Genomic DNA, 13587 nt, shown 5'->3' on the forward strand with positions numbered 1-13587 from the left:
ACCTTTTGGTGCCTTTTTTTACTTTAATTGAGTAAAAAGTTGGCTATTTCTTGACAGAAACAGCAGACACTTCTAAAATTTCGCGTCCCACACCTGTGGGATATAGATTTTTCACACCTTACTGTTGAGTTTATCAACTGATTCGGAGCTATACATGGCAACTGTAAACCAGTTGGTACGTAAGCCTCGCTCGCCTAAAGTCATCAAGACTGCAGTGCCAGCGTTGAATGCGTGTCCACAAAAACGTGGTGTTTGTACTCGCGTATACACAACCACACCAAAAAAACCTAACTCTGCACTACGTAAAGTAGCTCGTGTGCGTCTAACTAACGGTTTCGAAGTAACTTCGTACATCGGTGGTGAAGGCCATAACCTGCAGGAGCACAGCGTGATTCTAATCCGTGGTGGTCGTGTTAAAGACTTACCAGGTGTTCGTTATCACACTGTTCGTGGCGCATTAGACTGTGCTGGTGTTAGTGAGCGTCGTCAAGGACGTTCTAAGTACGGAGCTAAGCGTCCTAAGTCTTAACGTTTTCCGTTAAGTAAGGCCAAGCTAGATTATTTGAGATTCCAGTTTTGGGGTCCCTGAAGCATACGGAGAAATTGTTATGCCAAGACGTCGCGTTGTAGGACAACGTAAAATCCTACCAGATCCAAAATTTCATAGTGAGTTGTTGGCTAAGTTCATCAACGTCATTATGCAGGACGGCAAAAAGTCGACTGCAGAAAAAATTATCTACAAGGCACTAGATGTTGTCGCTGAAAAGAAAAGCGAAGATCACCTAGTTATCCTTGAAGCAGCCCTGGACAATGTACGTCCAACTGTCGAGGTTAAGTCTCGTCGTGTTGGTGGTTCTACTTACCAGGTACCATGTGAAGTTCGTCCAGTGCGTCGTAACGCACTAGCGATGCGCTGGTTAGTTGAAGCTGCGCGTAAGCGTGGTGAAAAATCTATGGCTCTACGTCTAGCAGGTGAAATGCTAGATGCTTCTGAAAATAAAGGAACTGCTGTTAAGAAGCGCGAAGACGTGCATCGTATGGCAGAGGCGAACAAAGCATTCGCTCATTACCGCTGGTAATCTTTTGGTGCAGGCTTTTGCCTGCACCATGTTTTACATGACTAAGGTGATTACCTTAGTAAAGAGGGTTTAAATCGTGGCTCGTACAACTCCAATTGAGCGCTACCGTAATATCGGTATCTGTGCTCACGTTGACGCAGGAAAAACCACAACTACAGAACGTGTACTGTTCTATACCGGTATGTCTCATAAGATCGGTGAAGTTCATGATGGCGCAGCCACCATGGATTGGATGGAACAGGAGCAGGAGCGTGGTATTACTATCACATCCGCCGCTACCACTACATTCTGGCGCGGTATGGAAGCACAGTTTACTGAGCACCGTATCAACATCATCGATACTCCTGGCCACGTTGACTTCACGATTGAAGTTGAACGTTCGCTACGTGTTCTTGATGGCGCGGTTGTTGTTTTCTGTGGTTCATCTGGTGTTGAACCACAGTCAGAAACTGTCTGGCGTCAAGCGGACAAGTATCATGTGCCGCGCTTAGTGTTCGTCAACAAGATGGACCGCGCAGGTGCAGACTTTGACCGTGTCGTGGAGCAGATACGTAACCGTCTGGGAGCGACTTGTGTACCGATTCAAATGAATATCGGTGCAGAAGAAGAGTTTAGCGGTGTAGTCGATCTGATCAAGATGAAGGCCATTAATTGGAATGACGCTGATCAGGGTATGACTTTCACTTATGAAGAGATTCCTGCGGATCTAGTCGATAAGGCTAGCTCAATGCGTGAATATCTCGTTGAGAGTGCGGCAGAAGCCTCAGATGAACTGATGGACAAGTACCTAGAAGGTGGCGAGTTATCAGAAGAAGAGATTAAAGCTGCATTACGTAAACGTACTCTAGCTAATGAGATCGTGTTAGCGACCTGTGGTTCTGCGTTTAAGAACAAAGGTGTGCAAGCGGTACTCGATGCTGTCGTTGATTATTTACCATCGCCAGTCGAAGTTCCTGCTATTAAGGGCGTCGACGACAAAGAGAATGAAGTTGAGCGTCCTGCGGACGACAACGCGCCTTTCTCTGCGTTGGCATTTAAGATTGCAACAGACCCATTCGTTGGAACTCTAACCTTTATGCGTGTTTACTCTGGCGTATTGGAAACAGGTTCTGGCGTATATAACTCGGTCAAACAGAAACGTGAGCGCATTGGTCGTATGGTGCAGATGCACGCAAACGATCGTAATGAGATCAAAGAGGTTCGCGCTGGTGACATCGCAGCTGCTATTGGTCTAAAAGATGTCACCACGGGTGACACGCTCTGTGATATTGACCATAAAGTTATTCTCGAACGTATGGAGTTTCCTGAGCCCGTTATCACGATCGCTGTGGAACCAAGATCTCAAGCTGACCAAGATAAAATGGGGATTGCGCTGCAAAAGCTTGCGGCAGAAGATCCATCATTCCGCGTTGAAACCAACGAAGAATCTGGTCAAACCCTGATTTCAGGTATGGGTGAGTTACACTTAGACATCATCGTCGACCGTATGCGTCGTGAATTTAGTGTTGAGTGTAATGTTGGTAAGCCACAAGTAGCGTACCGTGAGACTATTCGCTCTAGTGTAGAAGTTGAAGGTAAGTTCGTACGCCAATCAGGTGGTCGAGGTCAATTCGGTCATGTGTGGTTAAAGCTAGAACCTCAAGAAGAAGGTTTTGGTTACGAATTTGTCAACGAGATTGTTGGTGGTGTTATTCCAAGAGAATACATACCTGCAGTAGATAAAGGTATCCAAGAACAGATGAAAAATGGCGTACTCGCTGGTTTCCCTGTATTGGATGTTAAAGTCACTTTGTTTGATGGCTCATATCATGATGTCGATTCAAACGAGATGGCGTTTAAAGTCGCTGGCTCAATGGGCTTCAAGAAGGGCGCTCTCGAAGCCGACCCTGTGTTGCTTGAACCTTGTATGAAGGTCGAAGTAACCACTCCTGAAGATTATATGGGTGATGTAGTAGGTGACTTAAATAGACGACGCGGCTTGATTGAAGGAATGGACGACGGCATTGGCGGCGTTAAACTTGTTCATGCTGTAGTACCTTTATCTGAAATGTTTGGTTACGCAACAGACTTACGTAGTGCCACTCAAGGCCGTGCTTCATACTCTATGGAGTTTTTGAAGTACTCTGATGCACCACAGAATGTTGCTAAATCCGTTATAGATGCGCGCGGATAAGCGCAGATTAGTCTATAACTCATATTGAATGCTATTGCTCGGCAACGCTGAGCATTTTCTGAAAAGAAAGGAATATATCGTGGCTAAAGAAAAATTTGAACGTAGTAAACCCCATGTTAACGTTGGTACCATCGGTCACGTTGACCATGGTAAAACAACTCTAACAGCAGCTATCTCAGCTGTATTGGCTAAGACTCACGGTGGTGAAGTTAAGAACTTTGCTCAAATCGATAACGCTCCAGAAGAGCGTGAGCGTGGTATTACCATTAATACTTCTCACATCGAATATGACACACCAACACGTCACTACGCACACGTAGACTGCCCAGGTCACGCGGATTATGTTAAAAACATGATCACTGGTGCTGCACAGATGGACGGCGCAATCCTAGTAGTAGCTTCTACAGATGGTCCAATGCCACAAACTCGTGAGCACATCCTGCTTTCACGTCAGGTTGGCGTACCATTCATCATCGTATTCATGAACAAGTGTGACATGGTTGATGATGAAGAGCTTCTAGAGCTAGTAGAAATGGAAGTTCGTGAACTTCTATCTGAATATGACTTCCCAGGTGATGACCTACCAGTTATCCAAGGTTCTGCGCTTAAAGCACTTGAAGGCGAGCCAGAGTGGGAAGCTAAGATTATTGAACTAGCTGACGCACTAGACACTTACATCCCAGAGCCAGAGCGTGCTATCGACGGTGCATTCATTCTGCCAATCGAAGACGTATTCTCAATTTCAGGCCGTGGTACTGTTGTAACTGGTCGTGTTGAGCGTGGTATCGTACGCGTAGGTGACGAAGTAGAAATCGTAGGTATTAAAGATACGACTAAGACTACTTGTACTGGTGTTGAAATGTTCCGTAAACTGCTTGACGAAGGTCGTGCAGGTGAGAACTGTGGTGTACTACTACGTGGTACTAAGCGTGATGAAGTTGAGCGTGGTCAAGTATTGGCTAAGCCAGGTTCAATCACTCCACACACAACTTTCAAGTCAGAAATCTATGTTCTGTCTAAAGAAGAAGGTGGACGTCATACTCCATTCTTCAAAGGCTACCGTCCACAGTTCTACTTCCGTACAACTGACGTAACCGGTACTATCGAATTGCCAGAAGGCGTAGAGATGGTAATGCCTGGTGATAACGTAGCTATGACTGTTACACTAATCTGCCCAATCGCGATGGACGAAGGTTTACGCTTCGCGATCCGTGAAGGTGGTCGTACAGTTGGTGCTGGTGTTGTTGCAGAGATCGTAGCTTAATCGCAGCGAGTCTTAACAGACACTGAAAAAGGCAGCTAAGGCTGTCTTTTTTTTGCCTGTAATTTGGGTGATGACTAAGGCTAGCTTTTCTGATCTCAATGAGTATAATAACCGCCACTTAGATGGTTAGCAGACAAAGTGATGCTAATTCGTGCAACGGGGTTGATCTCTAAGATTAGATCAGTATAATACCCCCTCGCCTTAACCATTAGGCGAAAGATTGTCGGCTCTCGAAGCCGACGTAAAATAATACAGCGACTCCGATTTGGAGTCGAACGGTTAAATCATCTCGCTCTGCTTTTCCAGTAAGGAAGAAGCTAGAGGGTGATTTTTTATGTGTCCATTTTAGGAGCTCTGGTCAATGCAGAACCAAAGAATCCGTATCCGCTTAAAAGGATTTGATCATCGTTTGATCGATCAGTCTACTGCGGAAATCGTTGAAACTGCTAAGCGCACAGGCGCCCAGGTACGTGGTCCAATCCCACTACCAACGCGCAAGGAGCGTTATACCGTTTTGATCTCTCCACACGTTAATAAAGATGCGCGTGATCAGTACGAACTTCGTACTCATAAGCGTCTTGTTGACATCGTAGAGCCGACTGAAAAGACTGTAGATGCACTTATGCGTCTTGATCTTGCGGCAGGTGTTGACGTTCAAATTAGCTTAGGTTAATTGAGATCCTTAGAAGAGGTTTGAGAGATGGCTATCGGTCTTATCGGTCGTAAAGTAGGTATGACTCGCATCTTCACTGAAGATGGTGCGTCAATACCTGTAACAGTAATTGAAATCGCAGCTAACCGTGTTGCTCAAGTGAAAACTTTAGAAACTGACGGTTACCGTGCACTTCAAGTAACTACTGGTACCAAAAAAGCTAATCGCATCACTAAGCCAGAAGCTGGTCACTTTGCTAAGGCGGGCGTAGAAGCCGGTCGTGGTTTGTGGGAAGTTCGTCTGGAAGACGGTGAAGGCGAAGGCATTGAAGTTGGTGCCGAGCTTAATGTTGATATCTTCGCTGATGTAGCGAAAGTTGATGTTACTGGTCAATCAAAAGGTAAAGGTTTCCAAGGCGGTATTAAGCGTTGGAATTTCCGTACCCAAGATGCAACACATGGTAACTCTTTGGCACATAGAGCTAACGGTTCTATCGGTCAAAACCAAACACCTGGTCGCGTTTTCAAAGGTAAGAAAATGTCAGGCCACATGGGTGCCGAGCGCGTTACTACTCAAAATCTAGACGTTGTACGTGTAGATGTTGAACGTAACTTGCTATTGGTTAAGGGTGCAGTTCCAGGCGCTACTAATGGCGACCTGATCATCAAGCCTGCCGTTAAAGCTTAGGTCTGAGGAGATAGTAATGGAATTGGTATTGAAAGACGCACAGAGTGCTCTTGAAGTTTCCGAAACTACCTTCGGCCGTGACTTTAATGAAGCACTGGTTCATCAGGTAGTTGTAGCATACGCTGCAAACGCGCGTCAGGGCACTCGTGCTCAAAAGACTCGCGCAGAAGTAACTGGCTCTGGCAAAAAGCCATGGCGCCAAAAAGGTACTGGCCGTGCACGTGCTGGTACTGTTAAAGGCCCAATCTGGCGTGGCGGTGGCGTAACATTCGCTGCTAAAACCCAAGATCACAGCCAAAAAGTTAACAAGAAGATGTACCGCGGAGCGCTTAAGAGCATTCTGTCTGAATTAGTACGTCAAGATCGCCTTGTTGTCGTTGAGTCTTTTGGTGTTGAAGCTCCTAAAACTAAAGAGCTAAAAGCTAAATTGGCAGAAATGAACCTGGAAGACGTTTTAATTGTTACTCCAGAAATTGACGAGAACTTGTTCTTAGCTGCACGCAACCTATACAAAGTTGACGTTCGTGACGTTGCTGGTATTGATCCAGTTAGCCTAATCGCGTTCAACAAAGTACTAGTTACTGCCGATGCTATTAAGCAAATCGAGGAGATGCTGGGATGATAAGCGAAGAACGTTTGCTAAAAGTTATTCTAGCGCCACACATCTCTGAAAAGAGTACTGTATGCGCTGAAAATAACAACACGGTCGTTTTCCGTGTAGCTATCGATGCGACTAAAGCTGAAGTTAAAGCTGCAGTAGCTAAGTTGTTCGAAGTTGAAGTAGATTCAGTTCGCACTTTGGTTAACAAAGGTAAAACTAAGCGTCACGGTGCCCGTACTGGCCGTCGTAGCGATTGGAAAAAAGCCTATGTAACTTTAGCTGCTGGTGCTGATATCGATTTCGTCGGCGCTGAGTAAGCAAAGGAGAATTATCATGGCAGTTATTAAGTGTAAGCCAACCTCTGCTGGTCGTCGCCACGTAGTTAAAGTGGTAAACAGCGATCTGCACAAGGGTAAACCTTTTGCTGGCCTGTTGGCGAAAAAGTCTAAAAGTGGTGGCCGTAACAACACTGGTCGTATCACTGTTCGTCACGTAGGTGGTGGACACAAGCAGCATTACCGTATTGTTGACTTCAAACGCAACAAAGATGGTATCCCTGCAAAAGTTGAGCGTTTGGAATATGATCCAAACCGCACAGCTAACATCGCACTTGTTTTGTATGCTGATGGTGAGCGTCGTTATATCCTTGCAGCTAAAGGCATGCAAGCTGGAGATAAAATCCAGTCTGGTATCGATGCAGAAATCAAAGCGGGTAACGCTTTGCCATTACGCAACATTCCAGTAGGTAGTGTTGTACACGCAGTTGAAATGAAGCCTGGTAAAGGTGCTCAGATCGCTCGTTCAGCAGGTACTTATGTACAAGTTGTAGCTCGTGATGGCGCTTACGCTACTCTACGTCTTCGCTCTGGCGAAATGCGTAAAGTACCTGTAGATTGCCGCGCGACATTAGGTGAAGTTGGTAATGCCGAGCATATGCTACGCCAGTTAGGTAAAGCAGGTGCTAAGCGCTGGAGAGGCGTACGCCCAACAGTTCGTGGTGTTGCAATGAACCCTGTAGACCATCCACATGGTGGTGGTGAAGGCCGTACTTCTGGTGGCCGTCATCCGGTTTCTCCATGGGGTGTCCCAACTAAGGGTTATAAGACCCGTAGTAACAAACGCACCGACAAGTACATTGTACGTCGTCGTAACAAAAAGTAAGAGGATTCGCCATGCCACGTTCTCTCAAGAAAGGTCCATTCATTGACCTACACTTGCTGAAGAAGGTAGAGAAAGCGATGGAAGCGGGTGACAAAAAGCCTATTAAGACTTGGTCTCGCCGCTCTATGATCATCCCTAACATGATTGGGTTGACCATCGCTGTCCATAATGGTCGTCAGCACGTACCTGTGTTCGTAACTGACGAAATGATCGGCCACAAGCTTGGTGAATTTTCACCAACTCGCACTTATCGCGGCCATGCTGCTGATAAGAAAGCGAAGAAGCGTTAATACGGGAGACTCAAGATGGAAGTTTTAGCTAAACATCGTTTTGCCCGTACGTCGCCTCAAAAGTGTCGTTTGGTTGCAGATCAAATCCGTGGACTGCCTGTTGCTAAGGCTCTCGAAATTTTGACTTTCAGCCCTAAGAAAGCAGCTGTACTTGTTAAAAAAGTACTAGATTCTGCTATCGCTAATGCTGAGCACAATGAAGGTGCTGACATTGACGAGCTGAAAGTTGGAAAAGTCTTTGTAGACGAAGGTCCAACAATGAAGCGTATCATGCCACGTGCTAAAGGCCGTGCTGATCGTATAATCAAGCGTACCAGCCACATTACTGTGGTTGTATCAGATCGCTAGGAGTTAGCAATGGGACAGAAAGTACATCCTAATGGTATCCGTCTGGGTATCACTAAGCCTTGGATCTCGACTTGGTACGCTGATAAATCAGATTATGCCAATAACTTGAGCAGCGACTGGGAAGTGCGTAAGTTTCTAGAAAAGAAGCTTAAGCAAGCATCAGTCTCTAAGATTGTTATCGAGCGTCCAGCGAAGAGTGTTCGCGTTACTATTCACACTGCCCGTCCAGGTGTTGTGATTGGTAAGAAAGGCGAAGACGTTGAAAAGTTGCGCAACGAAGTTGCCAAGTTGACTGGTATTCCAGCTCAAATCAACATCGCTGAGATCCGTAAGCCTGAGCTAGATGCGAAGCTTGTTGCCGAAGGCATCGCTTCACAACTAGAGCGTCGTGTTATGTTCCGTCGTGCTATGAAGCGCGCAGTACAAAATGCAATGCGTCTTGGTGCCAAAGGTATCAAAGTTGAAGTGAGCGGCCGTCTAGGCGGTGCTGAGATTGCGCGTTCGGAGTGGTATCGTGAAGGTCGTGTACCTCTACATACTCTGCGTGCTGATATCGACTACTCTACTGCAGAAAGTCACACTCAATACGGTGTGATCGGCGTTAAAGTTTGGGTCTTCAAAGGTGAAGTCCTAGATGGCGTTGTTCCTGCGCATGAAGAGCCGAAACAGCAGCCGAAGCGTAAGCCTCGCGGTAAATAGGAGAGCTGGCAATGCTGCAACCAAAACGAATGAAGTTTCGCAAAATGTTCAAAGGCCGCAACCGTGGTCTTGCGAACGGCACTGAAGTTAGCTTCGGTGAATTCGGTCTGAAAGCTGTTGGACGTGGTCGTCTTACTGCTCGTCAAATCGAATCTGCGCGTCGTGCGATGACACGTCACATTAAACGTCAAGGTCAAATTTGGATCCGCGTTTTCCCTGACAAGCCAATTACCTCTAAGCCTCTTGAAGTGCGTATGGGTAAAGGTAAGGGTAACGTAGAATACTGGGTTTGCCAGATTCAACCTGGTAAGGTTCTTTACGAGATGAATGGTGTACCTGAAGCTTTAGCGCGTGAAGCGTTTACTTTAGCTGCTGCCAAGCTTCCAATTAAGACTACCTTCGTAACTAAGACGGTGATGTAATGAAAGCGAGCGAACTAACACAGAAGAGCGTTGAAGAATTGAACGCTGAACTGCTTGGTCTGCTGCGTGAGCAGTTTAATCTGCGTATGCAACACGCCACTGGTCAGTTGACTCAGACTCATCAGCTTAAAATCGTGCGTCGTAATATTGCGCGCGTTAAGACCATTATTACTTCTAAGGCGGGTGCATAATGACTGATAAAATCCGTACTTTGCAAGGTCGAGTACTTAGCGACAAGATGGACAAGTCTATCACTGTTGCTATTGAACGTAAGGTTAAGCATCCTCTATATGGGAAGTTTATCAAGCGTACTACTAAGATCCATGCACATGACGAAACAAATCAGTGTAATGCTGGCGATATCGTGACTATTCGCGAATGCCGCCCGCTATCTAAGACTAAGTCTTGGACTCTGGTTGAAGTAGTAACAAAAGCCTAATTTATTAGGTATTTAGCGAAGCGGCTCCTTCAATTGGAGCCGTTTTTATTTTTAGTACTATCTATTCCTGTTTTTGGGTGTTATACTTGCGCGCCATTTTGGTCAATAATATCGTCCAGAATGGTTAAAATATGCCCCAATTGTGGGATTTGTGAAGTAACGATAGCGGAGCACTTAAAATGATCCAAATGCAATCGACTCTAGAAGTCGCCTGTAATAGTGGCGCTCGTAGAGTTCAGTGTATTAAGGTCTTGGGTGGCTCTCATCGTCGTTATGCCGGTATCGGCGACGTCATCAAGGTTTCTGTAAAAGAAGCAATTCCTCGCGGTAAAGCGAAGAAAGGTGACGTGTATAACGCGGTGGTAGTCCGTACTAAGAAAGGCGTGCGTCGTCCAGACGGTTCTGTCATTCGCTTCGATCGGAACGCAGCGGTTTTGCTTAACGCAAACCTTGCACCGATTGGTACTCGTATCTTTGGACCAGTGACGCGTGAATTGCGTACCGAACAATTTATGAAAATTGTTTCACTGGCACCAGAAGTACTGTAAGGAGCTTCAAAATGGCAGCTAAAATCCGTCGTGAAGACGAAGTAATTGTACTAGCAGGTAAAGACAAGGGTAAACGCGGTAAGGTTTCTCGAGTTTTACCAACTGGTAAATTAATTGTAGAAGGCATCAATCTTATCAAGAAGCACCAGAAGCCTAACCCTCAAATGGGTGTGACTGGTGGTATTGTTGAGAAAGAAGCACCGATACAAGCATCAAATGTAGCGATTTTCAACTCTGCCACTGGCAAAGCTGATCGCGTTGGTTTCCGATTTGAAGACGGCCAAAAAGTCCGTTTCTTTAAGTCGAACAGTGAACTCGTTAAGTAATTGGAGTAAACGATGGCGAAACTGCATGATAAATATAAAGAGACTGTTATCGCTGAGCTTTCTAAGAAGTTCGGTTATACCAGTGTCATGCAAGTCCCTCGGATTGAGAAAATCACCCTTAATATGGGTGTTGGCGAAGCTGTAGCAGATAAGAAAGTTATGGAGCATGCGCTTCGTGACATGACTGCTATTGCTGGTCAAAAGCCAGTTGTAACTGTTGCTCGTAAATCAGTTGCTGGTTTTAAAATCCGTGATGGCTACCCGATCGGCTGTAAGGTAACTCTGCGTGGCGAACGCATGTGGGAGTTCCTTGAGCGTTTAGTTGATATCGCAATCCCGCGTATCCGTGACTTCCGTGGTTTGAGCGCTAAGTCGTTCGACGGACGCGGTAACTACGCAATGGGTGTACGTGAGCAAATCATCTTCCCGGAAATCGATTACGATAAAATCGATAAAATCCGTGGTATGGATATTGTTATCACTACTACTGCGAAGAATGACGAAGAAGGCCGTGCTTTACTAGACGCCTTTAACTTCCCATTCAAGAAATAAGGGTAGCGAAATGGCAAAAAGTTCAATGAAAGCACGTGAAGCAAAACGTGCCAAGCTCGTGGCTAAGTATGCTGAAAAGCGTCTAGCTCTTAAGGCTATCATTAGCAATCCAACAACTTCTGAAGAAGATCGTTGGGATGCAGTTCTTAAGCTGCAAGGCCTACCACGTGACTCAAGTTCTGCGCGTCAGCGCAATCGTTGTAGTCAAACTGGTCGCCCACATGGTTTCCTACGCAAATTCGGCCTTAGCCGTATTAAATTGCGTGAAGCAACCATGCGTGGTGAAGTTCCTGGCCTGCGTAAGGCCAGCTGGTAATACTTGTCACGGAGTAAGCTAATATGAGCATGCAAGATCCAATTGCGGATATGTTAACTCGCATTCGTAACGGCCAAGCTGCTAACAAAGTATCAGTATCTATGCCTTCTAATAAGCTAAAAGTTGCTATTGCACAGACGCTTAAAGAAGAAGGTTATATTGCTGACTACGCCGTAGCAGGCGAAGCTAAGCCGGTTTTAGAAATCACTTTAAAGTATTTCCAAGGCCAACCAGTCGTTGAGACTATCCAGCGCGTAAGTCGTCCTGGTCTTCGTATTTACAAAGGTAAAAACGAACTTCCAAAGGTGATGGGCGGACTGGGTGTCGCAATCGTGTCCACTTCTAAAGGTTTGATGACTGATCGTGCCGCCCGCCAACATGGCATGGGTGGGGAAGTTATCTGCTACGTAGCATAAGGAGCTAGCAATGTCTCGTGTCGCAAAAGCACCAGTCGCTATTCCTGCAGGCGTAGAAGTGACTTTAAACGAACAAACTATCACCGTAAAAGGTTCTAAAGGTAGTTTGACTCGAGTGATTAACGCTGAAGTTTCTGTTGTTGTTGAAAACAACGAAGTTAAGTGTTCTCCAGCTGAAGGCGCTAAAACCGCTGCTCAAGCTGGTACCGCTCGAGCTCTAATCAACAACATGGTTGTTGGTGTTAATGAAGGTTTCGAAAGAAAACTTACTCTAGTTGGTGTTGGTTACCGTGCGAAAGTCGCTGGTAACGGCGTTGATTTGACTCTAGGTTTCTCTCACCCTCTAGTTCACCAGCTTCCTGACGGCGTAACTGCAGAGTGTCCAACTCAAACTGAAATCGTACTTAAGGGTACTGATAAGCAGTTGATTGGCCAAGTTGCTGCAGAGATTCGCGGCTACCGTCCACCAGAGCCTTATAAAGGTAAGGGTGTTCGTTATGCTGATGAACAAGTACGCCGTAAAGAGGCTAAGAAGAAGTAGGTAACGCGATATGGATAAGAAAACATCTCGCTTGCGCCGCGCTACTCGCGCCCGTAAGAAGATCCAAGAGCTGGGCGTTAACCGTCTGGTTGTACATCGTACACCACGTCACACGTACGCACAGGTTATTGATGCCAATGCGCAAGTTGTGGCGGCAGCTTCTACTGCTGAGAAAGCGGTATCAGAGCAGCTTAAATACACAGGTAACGTTGATGCAGCAAAAGTAGTGGGTAAAACCGTTGCAGAGCGTGCTATCGAAAAAGGCGTAACTGTAGTTGCATTCGATCGTTCCGGCTTTAAGTATCACGGACGCGTTGCTGCATTAGCAGACGCAGCTCGTGAAGCTGGCCTACAGTTCTAAGGAATGATTAAAAATGGCTAAATTTGAAGCTCAACAACAAAAAGATGATCTGCAAGAGAAGTTAGTTGCAGTAAATCGTGTTTCTAAAGTAGTTAAAGGCGGACGTATCTTTAGCTTCACTGCACTAACTGTAGTGGGTGATGGTAACGGTAAAGTCGGCTATGGCTATGGTAAAGCGCGTGAAGTACCTGCAGCAATTCAGAAAGCAATGGAAAAGGCTCGCCGTAACATTGTTTCTGTAGAACTTGTAAATGGTACTTTGCACCATCCTGTTAAGGGCCGTCATACTGGTTCGCGTGTTTACATGCAACCAGCCTCTGAAGGTACCGGTATTATCGCCGGTGGTGCTATGCGTGCCGTATTGGAAGTAGCAGGCGTTCATAACGTTCTGTCGAAAGCATACGGTTCTACTAACCCGATCAACATCGTTCGCGCAACTGTAGATGCGTTGGTGCACATGAAGTCACCAGCACAAATCGCAGCTAAGCGTGGCCTGAATGTTGATGAAATTCGAGGTTAAGCACCATGGCTACTAAAACTTTAAAAGTGACACAGACTAAAAGCTCAATTGGACGTTTGCCAAAGCATCGTGCAACTTTGACTGGTCTAGGTCTACGCCGTATTAATCACACTGTTGAAGTTGAAGATACTCCTTCAATTCGCGGTATGATTAACAAGGTTTACTACATGGTTTCGGTGGAGGAAGTATAAG

24 protein-coding genes are annotated in these 13587 nt (G+C 45.9%); all 24 read left to right on the forward strand.

The annotated features are described in order from the left end of the window. The first annotated feature begins 154 nt into the window (after positions 1-154). The 24 genes from rpsL to rpmD all read left to right on the forward strand — a co-directional run bounded on the left by rpsL (position 155) and on the right by rpmD (position 13586). Complete coding sequence (gene rpsL, locus K0I62_RS00735) at positions 155-529, forward strand: 30S ribosomal protein S12 (RefSeq protein ID WP_069670836.1); 375 nt, start codon at positions 155-157, stop codon at positions 527-529. A gap of 79 nt (positions 530-608) precedes the next feature. Further along, positions 609-1079: a 30S ribosomal protein S7 gene (gene rpsG, locus K0I62_RS00740; protein WP_220069698.1), complete on the forward strand. Its 471-nt coding sequence runs from the start codon at positions 609-611 to the stop codon at positions 1077-1079. A gap of 76 nt (positions 1080-1155) precedes the next feature. Continuing rightward, positions 1156-3252, forward strand: coding sequence for an elongation factor G (fusA, locus tag K0I62_RS00745; protein WP_220069699.1), 2097 nt, complete (start codon positions 1156-1158; stop codon positions 3250-3252). 79 nt (positions 3253-3331) lie between these two features. Then, positions 3332-4516 (forward strand): elongation factor Tu, encoded by a 1185-nt coding sequence (gene tuf, locus K0I62_RS00750; protein WP_220069694.1) that lies wholly within the window; start codon positions 3332-3334, stop codon positions 4514-4516. A 361-nt stretch (positions 4517-4877) separates the two neighbouring features. Next, positions 4878-5189 (forward strand): 30S ribosomal protein S10, encoded by a 312-nt coding sequence (gene rpsJ / locus K0I62_RS00755; RefSeq protein ID WP_011070616.1) that lies wholly within the window; start codon positions 4878-4880, stop codon positions 5187-5189. 27 nt (positions 5190-5216) lie between these two features. Next, a complete protein-coding gene (gene rplC / locus K0I62_RS00760) occupies positions 5217-5855 on the forward strand; it encodes a 50S ribosomal protein L3 (protein ID WP_220062686.1) in 639 nt (212 codons plus the stop codon). Positions 5856-5871: 16 nt separating this feature from the next. Then, positions 5872-6477 (forward strand): 50S ribosomal protein L4, encoded by a 606-nt coding sequence (gene rplD / locus K0I62_RS00765; protein WP_220062687.1) that lies wholly within the window; start codon positions 5872-5874, stop codon positions 6475-6477. Next, complete coding sequence (gene rplW / locus K0I62_RS00770) at positions 6474-6773, forward strand: 50S ribosomal protein L23 (protein WP_011863968.1); 300 nt, start codon at positions 6474-6476, stop codon at positions 6771-6773. Before rplD ends, rplW begins: the two co-directional genes overlap by 4 nt. Positions 6774-6789: 16 nt before the next feature. Beyond that, entirely contained in the window at positions 6790-7617 is an 828-nt protein-coding gene (rplB, locus tag K0I62_RS00775) for a 50S ribosomal protein L2 (RefSeq protein WP_028764679.1), read from the forward strand. An 11-nt stretch (positions 7618-7628) separates the two neighbouring features. Continuing rightward, a complete protein-coding gene (rpsS, locus tag K0I62_RS00780) occupies positions 7629-7907 on the forward strand; it encodes a 30S ribosomal protein S19 (protein ID WP_006083596.1) in 279 nt (92 codons plus the stop codon). Positions 7908-7922: 15 nt separating this feature from the next. Continuing rightward, positions 7923-8255: a 50S ribosomal protein L22 gene (gene rplV, locus K0I62_RS00785; protein ID WP_011863971.1), complete on the forward strand. Its 333-nt coding sequence runs from the start codon at positions 7923-7925 to the stop codon at positions 8253-8255. A 9-nt stretch (positions 8256-8264) separates the two neighbouring features. Next, entirely contained in the window at positions 8265-8954 is a 690-nt protein-coding gene (gene rpsC, locus K0I62_RS00790) for a 30S ribosomal protein S3 (RefSeq protein ID WP_110456982.1), read from the forward strand. Between the two features lie 11 nt (positions 8955-8965). Next, positions 8966-9376: a 50S ribosomal protein L16 gene (rplP, locus tag K0I62_RS00795; protein WP_028764677.1), complete on the forward strand. Its 411-nt coding sequence runs from the start codon at positions 8966-8968 to the stop codon at positions 9374-9376. After that, a complete protein-coding gene (gene rpmC, locus K0I62_RS00800) occupies positions 9376-9567 on the forward strand; it encodes a 50S ribosomal protein L29 (RefSeq protein WP_011863974.1) in 192 nt (63 codons plus the stop codon). The genes rplP and rpmC overlap by 1 nt, the downstream gene beginning before the upstream one ends. Beyond that, the gene (gene rpsQ, locus K0I62_RS00805) at positions 9567-9815 is read left to right on the forward strand and encodes a 30S ribosomal protein S17 (RefSeq protein WP_220062688.1); all 249 of its coding nucleotides are present in this window, start codon (positions 9567-9569) and stop codon (positions 9813-9815) included. Before rpmC ends, rpsQ begins: the two co-directional genes overlap by 1 nt. A 179-nt stretch (positions 9816-9994) precedes the next feature. Continuing rightward, positions 9995-10363, forward strand: a complete 369-nt coding sequence (gene rplN / locus K0I62_RS00810; RefSeq protein ID WP_011863976.1) for a 50S ribosomal protein L14 — start codon at positions 9995-9997, stop codon at positions 10361-10363. Between the two features lie 11 nt (positions 10364-10374). Beyond that, on the forward strand, positions 10375-10689 hold the full coding sequence (gene rplX / locus K0I62_RS00815) for a 50S ribosomal protein L24 (protein ID WP_110456979.1): 315 nt from the start codon (positions 10375-10377) through the stop codon (positions 10687-10689). Positions 10690-10701: 12 nt separating this feature from the next. Then, positions 10702-11241, forward strand: a complete 540-nt coding sequence (gene rplE, locus K0I62_RS00820) for a 50S ribosomal protein L5 (RefSeq protein WP_011863978.1) — start codon at positions 10702-10704, stop codon at positions 11239-11241. 10 nt (positions 11242-11251) lie between these two features. Continuing rightward, positions 11252-11557, forward strand: a complete 306-nt coding sequence (rpsN, locus tag K0I62_RS00825) for a 30S ribosomal protein S14 (protein ID WP_220062690.1) — start codon at positions 11252-11254, stop codon at positions 11555-11557. A gap of 23 nt (positions 11558-11580) precedes the next feature. Continuing rightward, positions 11581-11973: a 30S ribosomal protein S8 gene (rpsH, locus tag K0I62_RS00830; protein WP_220069700.1), complete on the forward strand. Its 393-nt coding sequence runs from the start codon at positions 11581-11583 to the stop codon at positions 11971-11973. 10 nt (positions 11974-11983) lie between these two features. Beyond that, positions 11984-12514 (forward strand): 50S ribosomal protein L6, encoded by a 531-nt coding sequence (gene rplF, locus K0I62_RS00835; RefSeq protein ID WP_220069701.1) that lies wholly within the window; start codon positions 11984-11986, stop codon positions 12512-12514. A 10-nt stretch (positions 12515-12524) separates the two neighbouring features. Next, entirely contained in the window at positions 12525-12875 is a 351-nt protein-coding gene (rplR, locus tag K0I62_RS00840; protein ID WP_028764670.1) for a 50S ribosomal protein L18, read from the forward strand. A gap of 13 nt (positions 12876-12888) precedes the next feature. Beyond that, positions 12889-13395, forward strand: a complete 507-nt coding sequence (rpsE, locus tag K0I62_RS00845; RefSeq protein ID WP_028764669.1) for a 30S ribosomal protein S5 — start codon at positions 12889-12891, stop codon at positions 13393-13395. Positions 13396-13400: 5 nt separating this feature from the next. After that, positions 13401-13586: a 50S ribosomal protein L30 gene (rpmD, locus tag K0I62_RS00850; protein WP_028764668.1), complete on the forward strand. Its 186-nt coding sequence runs from the start codon at positions 13401-13403 to the stop codon at positions 13584-13586. Position 13587: the final 1 nt, after the last annotated feature.

This window comes from Shewanella psychrotolerans, from assembly GCF_019457595.1.
GTDB lineage: Bacteria > Pseudomonadota > Gammaproteobacteria > Enterobacterales > Shewanellaceae > Shewanella > Shewanella psychrotolerans.

Excerpts from the sequence above, each read along its gene's own strand:
- rpsJ (WP_011070616.1), top strand. The coding sequence starts at position 4,878 with ATGCAGAACCAAAGAATCCGTATCCGCTTAAAAGGATTTGATCATCGT.
- rplF (WP_220069701.1), top strand. The coding sequence starts at position 11,984 with ATGTCTCGTGTCGCAAAAGCACCAGTCGCTATTCCTGCAGGCGTAGAA.
- rplN (WP_011863976.1), top strand. The coding sequence starts at position 9,995 with ATGATCCAAATGCAATCGACTCTAGAAGTCGCCTGTAATAGTGGCGCT.
- rpsL (WP_069670836.1), top strand. The coding sequence starts at position 155 with ATGGCAACTGTAAACCAGTTGGTACGTAAGCCTCGCTCGCCTAAAGTC.
- rplD (WP_220062687.1), top strand. The coding sequence starts at position 5,872 with ATGGAATTGGTATTGAAAGACGCACAGAGTGCTCTTGAAGTTTCCGAA.
- rplP (WP_028764677.1), top strand. The coding sequence starts at position 8,966 with ATGCTGCAACCAAAACGAATGAAGTTTCGCAAAATGTTCAAAGGCCGC.
- rpsC (WP_110456982.1), top strand. The coding sequence starts at position 8,265 with ATGGGACAGAAAGTACATCCTAATGGTATCCGTCTGGGTATCACTAAG.
- rpsH (WP_220069700.1), top strand. The coding sequence starts at position 11,581 with ATGAGCATGCAAGATCCAATTGCGGATATGTTAACTCGCATTCGTAAC.
- rplX (WP_110456979.1), top strand. The coding sequence starts at position 10,375 with ATGGCAGCTAAAATCCGTCGTGAAGACGAAGTAATTGTACTAGCAGGT.
- rpsN (WP_220062690.1), top strand. The coding sequence starts at position 11,252 with ATGGCAAAAAGTTCAATGAAAGCACGTGAAGCAAAACGTGCCAAGCTC.
- rplR (WP_028764670.1), top strand. The coding sequence starts at position 12,525 with ATGGATAAGAAAACATCTCGCTTGCGCCGCGCTACTCGCGCCCGTAAG.
- rpsE (WP_028764669.1), top strand. The coding sequence starts at position 12,889 with ATGGCTAAATTTGAAGCTCAACAACAAAAAGATGATCTGCAAGAGAAG.
- rplV (WP_011863971.1), top strand. The coding sequence starts at position 7,923 with ATGGAAGTTTTAGCTAAACATCGTTTTGCCCGTACGTCGCCTCAAAAG.
- rplW (WP_011863968.1), top strand. The coding sequence starts at position 6,474 with ATGATAAGCGAAGAACGTTTGCTAAAAGTTATTCTAGCGCCACACATC.
- rplB (WP_028764679.1), top strand. The coding sequence starts at position 6,790 with ATGGCAGTTATTAAGTGTAAGCCAACCTCTGCTGGTCGTCGCCACGTA.
- rplC (WP_220062686.1), top strand. The coding sequence starts at position 5,217 with ATGGCTATCGGTCTTATCGGTCGTAAAGTAGGTATGACTCGCATCTTC.
- rplE (WP_011863978.1), top strand. The coding sequence starts at position 10,702 with ATGGCGAAACTGCATGATAAATATAAAGAGACTGTTATCGCTGAGCTT.
- rpsQ (WP_220062688.1), top strand. The coding sequence starts at position 9,567 with ATGACTGATAAAATCCGTACTTTGCAAGGTCGAGTACTTAGCGACAAG.
- rpmD (WP_028764668.1), top strand. The coding sequence starts at position 13,401 with ATGGCTACTAAAACTTTAAAAGTGACACAGACTAAAAGCTCAATTGGA.
- rpsG (WP_220069698.1), top strand. The coding sequence starts at position 609 with ATGCCAAGACGTCGCGTTGTAGGACAACGTAAAATCCTACCAGATCCA.
- rpsS (WP_006083596.1), top strand. The coding sequence starts at position 7,629 with ATGCCACGTTCTCTCAAGAAAGGTCCATTCATTGACCTACACTTGCTG.
- rpmC (WP_011863974.1), top strand. The coding sequence starts at position 9,376 with ATGAAAGCGAGCGAACTAACACAGAAGAGCGTTGAAGAATTGAACGCT.